Source organism: Microcoleus sp. B4-C2 (assembly GCF_036705265.1).
In the GTDB taxonomy this organism is placed as follows: Bacteria; Cyanobacteriota; Cyanobacteriia; order Cyanobacteriales; family Microcoleaceae; genus Microcoleus.
In genome coordinates this window covers 1-7,343 of the sequence record NZ_JAUBUB010000165.1, presented here as the reverse complement: position 1 = coordinate 7,343, position 7,343 = coordinate 1, and the positions used below count along the sequence as shown (strand labels likewise).

Genomic DNA, 7,343 nt, shown 5'->3' with positions numbered 1-7,343 from the left:
GTTCCGGAGTTGGGTAGAATCGATAGCTGAAGGCTTTGAGCGTCATGCTCACAGTCTAACACTTCGATTGTGATATTGTGCTAGACTCAATGTAAAATCTTTGTAAAGCCGTCAAACGAAGGACGGGGTTTCAAACCCAAATTTCTGATGACAGGGCCAAACACTTAAGATTTTTATCTTTCGTGAGGTTCGCCGAAAAAAAGCTATTTCCTGTCGTTAGCTATTAGTTATCAATTCCTAAATAAGAGTAGATAACTAATAACTAATAGTTAATGACTAATAACTAGATTAACTGTCGTATATCCGCGCTTCAGCAGCCTCTGGATTTTCCTCGCAATACTGGTCAAAAGCCGTTTTTTCCAGCTTCATCGATCGCTGGTGAGAAGCCTCAGCCTGCATTTCTTCTACAATATCCCAGGCTACCGCGCACTCTCTAGAGGTAGCGCCTTTTTCGGCACAGATACTTCTGGCATCCGCGATCGCCTGTTCGATTTCTTCGTCAAATAAAACACTCTTCGGCTTCTCAAGAAAATCGCTTTTTGTCAATATATCCGTGACCGAAATAATGCCCACTAGCTCGTCCTTAATCACCGGCGCCCGGCGGATGCGGGTATTCGCGAACAACCTAGCCACATATTCCACGCCCAAGTCAGGATTGACCGTAATGCAAGGTTTGGTCATAATCTCGAAGACGCGGACTTTTTTCGGGTCTACTCCGTAGGCTGCTACTTTATAGACAATATCCGTTTCTGTCACAATGCCATAGGCATCTTGTTCGTGGCGACGTTCCACAATCAACGCGCGCAAACACAAATCGTTCATCATCGCCACCGCTTCAGCTACCGTTGCTGAACCGCGAATGGTAACAACATCTGTGGTCATAATATCTTGGGCTTTCATCATCATTGTTTTTTGCTTACGGCTCATAAAGTCTACTGCGTCGCGATTTGGGGCTGTCCATTTGATTTGCGATCGTCATTAGGACTTACCCTCACAAACCCGGTTTCTACCAAAATTTTGGGTTTAGTAACGATAAATTCCGGGTTAGCAACCAGGTTTCTGAGAAATCGTGCATCGCAAACTAATCATAAAACCTTTAACGGCACTCGGAATGACAAGTTGCCTGAAACAGCCCCTGGCTGCCCCGGAACCTCTGGAGTCCGCGATTTAGCGTTCAGACGGCAGGGCTGTTTCATTCTCTTGTAGGGGCCGTGCTACCCCTACTCCCCGTGCCGGCCCTCTTGGTCGGATCTTTGAGCTTGTTGGGATCAGATTTTCCAGCCCCAGTCTCAAAGAAGCAAAAGTTAACACAAACTAAGCAACTGCTTGCGCTCGCACAGATCCCCGCCTCTGATAAACTTGATGGCTGGGAGTGCAAAAGAGCACAAGGCACGCATCAGCAGTTGGGAGGATCTAGTTCGTGGACAATGTAATCGGTTTAGAGATTATCGAAGTAGTTGAGCAGGCAGCCATCGCTTCCGCTCGCTTGATGGGCAAAGGCGAAAAAGATGAAGCCGACAGAGTGGCTGTAGAAGCCATGCGGGAGCGCATGAACAAAATTCATATGCGCGGCCGCATCGTGATCGGCGAAGGCGAGCGCGATGACGCACCCATGCTTTACATCGGTGAACAAGTAGGTATTTGTACCCGCGAAGATGCCAAAGATGTCTGCAACATAGATGAATTGATCGAAATTGACATCGCTGTTGACCCCTGCGAAGGTACTAACCTGGTTGCTTACGGTCAAAACGGTTCGATGGCAGTTTTGGCAATCTCTGAAAAAGGTGGTTTGTTTGCGGCACCGGATTTCTACATGAACAAATTGGCTGCTCCTGCGGCTGCTAAGAATCATGTAGATATTCGCAAAACGCCCACTCAAAACCTCAAAATTATCTCTGATTGTCTCAGCCGCAGTATTGAAGATTTGGTGGTGGTGGTCATGGATCGCCCCCGACACAAAGATTTAATTAATGAAATTCGGCAAGCGGGTGCAAGAGTTCGGCTGATCAGCGACGGCGACGTTTCGGCAGCGATTTCTTGCGCGTTTTCTGGTTCCAACATCCACGCACTTATGGGTATTGGCGCAGCACCCGAAGGCGTGATTTCTGCAGCGGCAATGCGCTGCTTGGGCGGTCACTTCCAAGGGCAGTTAATTTACGATCCCGCTGTTGTAAAAACTGGTTTGATCGGTGAAAGCAAAGAGAGCAATATCGCCCGCCTGAAAGAGATGGGCATCACAGACCCAGACAAGATTTACAATGCTGAAGAGCTGGCATCTGGAGAAACAGTTCTGTTTGCAGCTTGCGGGATTACTCCCGGAACGCTGATGAATGGAGTTCGCTTCTTTGGCGGCGGCGCTCGCACTGAAAGTTTGGTAATTTCTTCTCAGTCGAAAACGGCTCGATTTGTGGATACAATCCATATGTTTGACCAGCCGAAATCTCTGCAATTGAATTAGTGATTAGTTAGTGGTTAACAGTTAAATGTTAACAATTAACAGTTAACGGTGAACAGTCACCAGTGATTAGCAATTAGCGATAAACTAAGAACTAATAACAGGTGACTGTTAACAACTAAGAAAGAAATAGTGACAAATCACAGATATGAATATTGCAGTCGTAGGTCTCAGCCACAAAACAGCGCCGGTAGAAGTTCGCGAAAAACTGAGCATTCCAGAACAGAAAGTTGAAGCCGCGATCGCCCAATTGCGCGGCTACCCGCACATTCAAGAGGTTGCCATCCTCAGCACTTGCAACCGCTTAGAGATTTATATTGTTACCAGCGAGTCGGAACCTGGTGTGCGAGAGGTTATTCAGTTCCTTTCCGAATGCAGTAAAGTTCCTTTGCAGTCTTTGCGCCCTCACCTGTTTATTTTGCTGCACGAAGATGCGGTGATGCACTTGATGCGAGTGGCTTCTGGCCTCGACAGTTTGGTGCTCGGAGAAGGACAAATTTTGGCTCAGGTAAAACAAACTCACAAACTCGCCCAGCAGTACAAAGGTGTAGGCAGAATTTTAGAGCGCTTGTTCAAGCAAGCTCTCACAGCAGGGAAACGAGTTCGCACGGAAACTAGCATCGGTACTGGTGCAGTTTCGATTAGTTCGGCGGCGGCAGAATTGGCTCAAATGAAGGGTCAGCATTTAGCAAGCAGCAAAATTGCCATTATCGGTGCTGGCAAAATGTCGCGGCTTTTGGTGCAGCATTTGCTCTCCAAAGGAGCTAGCCATATTTCGATCGTTAACCGCTCTGTGCGGGGCGCCCTGGAGTTGGCCGGTCAGTTTAAAGATGCTCAACTGCACCTGTATCAGCTATCGGAAATGATGCAGGTAATTGCTAGTTCTGACTTGGTTTTTACCAGTACGGCAGCTACCGATCCACTGTTAAATAAAGCTAAATTGGAAGCGGTTTTAGATCCGAATCGCCCTTTGATGTTGGTGGATATTTCTGTGCCACGCAACATTGACTCGGATGCAAACGAACTCACTAATGTGCGATCGTTTAATGTGGACGACTTGAAAGCAGTGGTAGCTCAAAATCACGAAACCCGTCGCAAAATGGCAATGGAAGCTCAGGGCTTGCTGGAACAGGAAGTAGAGGCTTTTGATCTCTGGTGGCGCAGTCTGGAAACCGTTCCTACTATTAGCTGTTTGCGGGATAAGATAGAATTGATTCGGGAACAAGAGTTAGAAAAAGCTTTATCGCGTCTTGGTTCGGAATTTTCGGAGAAACATCAAGATGTGATTGAATCTTTAACAAGGGGGATTGTGAATAAGATTTTGCACGATCCGATGGTACAGTTACGCGCTCAGCAGGATATTGAGGCGCGGCGGCAAGCGATGCAAACTTTGCAAACACTGTTTAATTTGGATGTGGATGTCAATCAGCAGTACAGCTAGTTTGTCATTGGTCATTAGTCATTAGTCATTAGTCAGTTGACCCGAAAGCAGGAGTCATATTATGCCCGGTCAATTACCATGAATAAAAATGCCTCCAACCCTGGCGGCAAAAGCATCATTCGGGAGGGTAAATTGCTCGAACATGATATAAGTTATCATTCAACCAATAACTAATGACTAATAAGTAATGACTAATAGGCGAATTTATCAATTAATTTTAGGGATTGTAGGGCTGTGGCTGGTTCTTGAATTTGCCTCCCGCATGGCGGCAGAAATTCTCTGGTTTCAGGAAGTTGGATATCTTCAGGTTTTTCTGTTAAAGCTGAAAACTCAAGGGTTGCTGGGGGCGATCGCAATTGCTGTTTCTTCTGTCTTTTTGCTCGGCAATTTGGCTTTAGCCCGCCGCCTGCAACATCCCGCAGAGGAAATGAAATCGCCGGTTGTGGGGGAGCTATTCGCTTCACTGAGGGCGAACAACGCGGGGAAGAATACCGAGAAGAATTACGAATTACCTGTTGCTAAATCCCAAATAACCTTTTCCTGGCTGCTGTTGGCGGTATTCGGATTGAGTTCGATCGCAACTTTTATAGTAATTCACTGCGGGCTGTTGGCTGCAAACAGCCTCACCTATTTGGGTATAGCTGGCAATTTACCTGCACCGCCGGTGCAGTTAGGAATTGAGTCCATCCAGCAAATAGCCGTGCAGTTATTTTCTCGCTGGTGGCAGTTGGGCTTGCTGCTGGGGACAATGTTAGCTGTGGTAATTAAGCCTGATTTTTGGCTGCGGGCGATCGCCCTTTTTCTCAGTTTGGCGATCGGGCTGATTGTCGCCAGTCGCTGGACAAATGTTTTGCAATATTTTCACCCTATTAATTTTAACACGACCGACCCTCTTTTTCATCAAAATATTAGCTTTTATGTATTTATTTTGCCAATCTTAGATTTGCTAGGATTCGGGCTGACAGTTGTATTTTTGTACAGTTTAGTATCTAGTGCTTTAACATATTTGCTGTCGGGAAATAGCCTGAGTCAAGGGATATTTTTGGGGTTTTCTCGATCCCAGCAGCGGCACTTGTACGGGTTGGGTGCAGCTTCCATGCTAGCCGTTGCATTCCGCTACTGGTTGGGGCGCTACTCATTGCTGTATTCGCGGGGAGACGTTACTTACGGGGCGAATTATGCTGACGTGACGGTGCGGTTGCCCTGGTATGGATTTTTGAGTATTTTGGCGGGGGCGATCGCACTTTTGATGCTGTGGCAGGTTTACCAATTCAAAATTAAAAATGAACTCATAAAAAAAATTCTTTTAGCATGGGTAAGTTTAACTTTGGTGGGAGGTTTGCTGCTGCCACAAATTGTGCAGCAACTCATAGTTCAACCCAACGAACTAGCACGAGAACAGCCATACATTGAGCGCAGTATTGCCTTTACTAAAGAAGCTTTTGATCTCAACACAATCGAAATAAAGACCTTCGATCCCGCCGGAAAACTTACTTATGCCGACTTAGAAAAAAATCAACTTACTATTAGCAACATCCGCCTGTGGGACAAGCGACCGCTGCTGCAAACGACCCGACAGTTACAGCAAATTAGACCATATTATACATTTCCTGATGCCGATATCGATCGCTACACAATCAAAAAAGAAAAAGCACAAAAAGGAGATTCGGAAAGTCAACAAGTGTTTCTGGCAGCGCGGGAATTAGATTACACAGCAGTTGCCCCAGATGCTCAAACTTGGGTGAACGAACACCTAGTTTACACTCACGGTTACGGCTTTACTCTTTCTCCCGTAAACAGAGTCGGTGTCGGCGGTTTACCGGATTATTTTGTCAAAGATATTGGAGTGGCAGCCCAGAAAGGAGAGACTGCTTTGGAAGTCACTAGCGATCGAATTCGGGCCAGTATTCCGATCGGCTACCCGCGAATTTACTACGGCGAAATCACCGATACAGACGTGATGACGCCCACAAAAGTCAAAGAATTCGACTATCCCAGCGGCGAAGAAAATGTTTACAATACTTACAGCGGTAGGGGCGGAATTGCGATCGGTTCTATATGGAGGCGCTGGCTGTTTGCTAATTATCTCAAAAATTGGCAAATGGCGCTTACCCGCAATTTTACCCCAGAAACTAAATTGCTGTACCGCCGAAATATTAATAAAAGAGTCCGGGCGATCGCTCCTTTTTTGCGCTACGATTCTGACCCGTATTTAGTTGTAGCAAACGCTAATCTTAGCAATGATGATATAGAAAAAGCCAGGGAGGAAAATAGCAACAAAATTAAACCTGCACCCGCCGCTAATGATAAATCTCCCAACTATCTTTACTGGATTATCGATGCCTATACAGCAAGTCCTCGCTATCCGTATTCTGATCCGGGAAATCATGAGTTTAACTACATCCGTAACTCTGTAAAAGTAGTAATTGATGCCTACAACGGATCTGTTGACTTCTATGTTGCCTATCCCTCCGATCCGATTATTAACAGTTGGATGGCTATCTTTCCCGGACTCTTCAAACCCCTTGACAAAATGCCTCCGGCTCTCCGCAAACATATCAGATATCCAGTAGATTTGCTGAGCATTCAATCAGAACGCTTGCTAACTTATCATATGGAAGACCCGCAAGTATTTTACAATCGGGAGGATTTGTGGCGAGTTCCCAATGAAATTTATGGCAGCGAACAGCAGCCCGTAGCACCGTATTATTTGATTACGAAACTGCCAACGGAAACAACAGAAGAATTTATTTTGCTCCTCCCATTTACACCAGTAAGTCGCAACAATTTAATTGCATGGATTGCAGGGCGATCTGATGGTGGCAATTACGGAAAATTGCTGTTGTATCTGTTTCCCAAACAGCGATTAGTTTATGGCCCCGAACAAATAGAAGCTTTAATTAACCAAGATCCTGTTATTTCCGAACAAATATCTCTCTGGAATCGCCAGGGTTCAAAAGCAATTCAAGGAAACTTATTAGTAATTCCTATTGAACAATCTTTACTGTATGTGGAACCTCTTTACTTAGAAGCAGAGCGCAATAGTTTGCCAACTTTAGTCAGAGTTATTGCTGTTTACGAAAACCGCATCGTCATGGCAGAAAATCTTGAATTGGCACTCAAGGCACTTTTTCAGCAACAATCTACCAATAAACCGGCCATTATTCGACCTTTAGAAGGAACAGCGCCAGCTTTAAATAATGAATGATATCAATTTCCGTTGAACTCGTCATGATTGTTGACTGTTGACTGTTGACTGTTGACTAGGGGTCGGAAAACTGAATGGTTGAGTGTTAAGTGTTGACTCTATTTTATTATTCCGAGGCCAGCGAAAACGATATAAATTAGTGCGATTTCTGTTCGCTAGGATCGCGAATTAAATAACTTACAATTTTAATTGTTATTGTGGGATGGGCGTCGGGCCCGTCCAAAAAGGACGGGCCCGAC

The 7,343-nt window shown here is 45.5% G+C and carries 4 protein-coding genes; 3 read left to right on the top strand and 1 reads right to left on the bottom strand.

The features are described 5' to 3' along the window. Positions 1 to 288: 288 nt before the first annotated feature. Positions 289 to 906, bottom strand: a complete 618-nt coding sequence (locus QUB20_RS27740) for a CP12 domain-containing protein (protein WP_333055870.1) — start codon at positions 904 to 906, stop codon at positions 289 to 291. A 514-nt stretch (positions 907 to 1,420) separates the two neighbouring features. On the opposite strand from QUB20_RS27740, the gene glpX reads away from it, so the two are divergent. From glpX to QUB20_RS27725, 3 genes are all read left to right on the top strand, one after another. After that, positions 1,421 to 2,458, top strand: coding sequence for a class II fructose-bisphosphatase (gene glpX, locus QUB20_RS27735; protein WP_333055832.1), 1,038 nt, complete (start codon positions 1,421 to 1,423; stop codon positions 2,456 to 2,458). 145 nt (positions 2,459 to 2,603) lie between these two features. Next, a complete protein-coding gene (locus QUB20_RS27730; protein ID WP_333238634.1) occupies positions 2,604 to 3,896 on the top strand; it encodes a glutamyl-tRNA reductase in 1,293 nt (430 codons plus the stop codon). Between the two features lie 187 nt (positions 3,897 to 4,083). Further along, positions 4,084 to 7,104, top strand: coding sequence for a UPF0182 family protein (locus tag QUB20_RS27725; protein ID WP_333251050.1), 3,021 nt, complete (start codon positions 4,084 to 4,086; stop codon positions 7,102 to 7,104). The last annotated feature ends 239 nt before the right edge of the window (positions 7,105 to 7,343 follow it).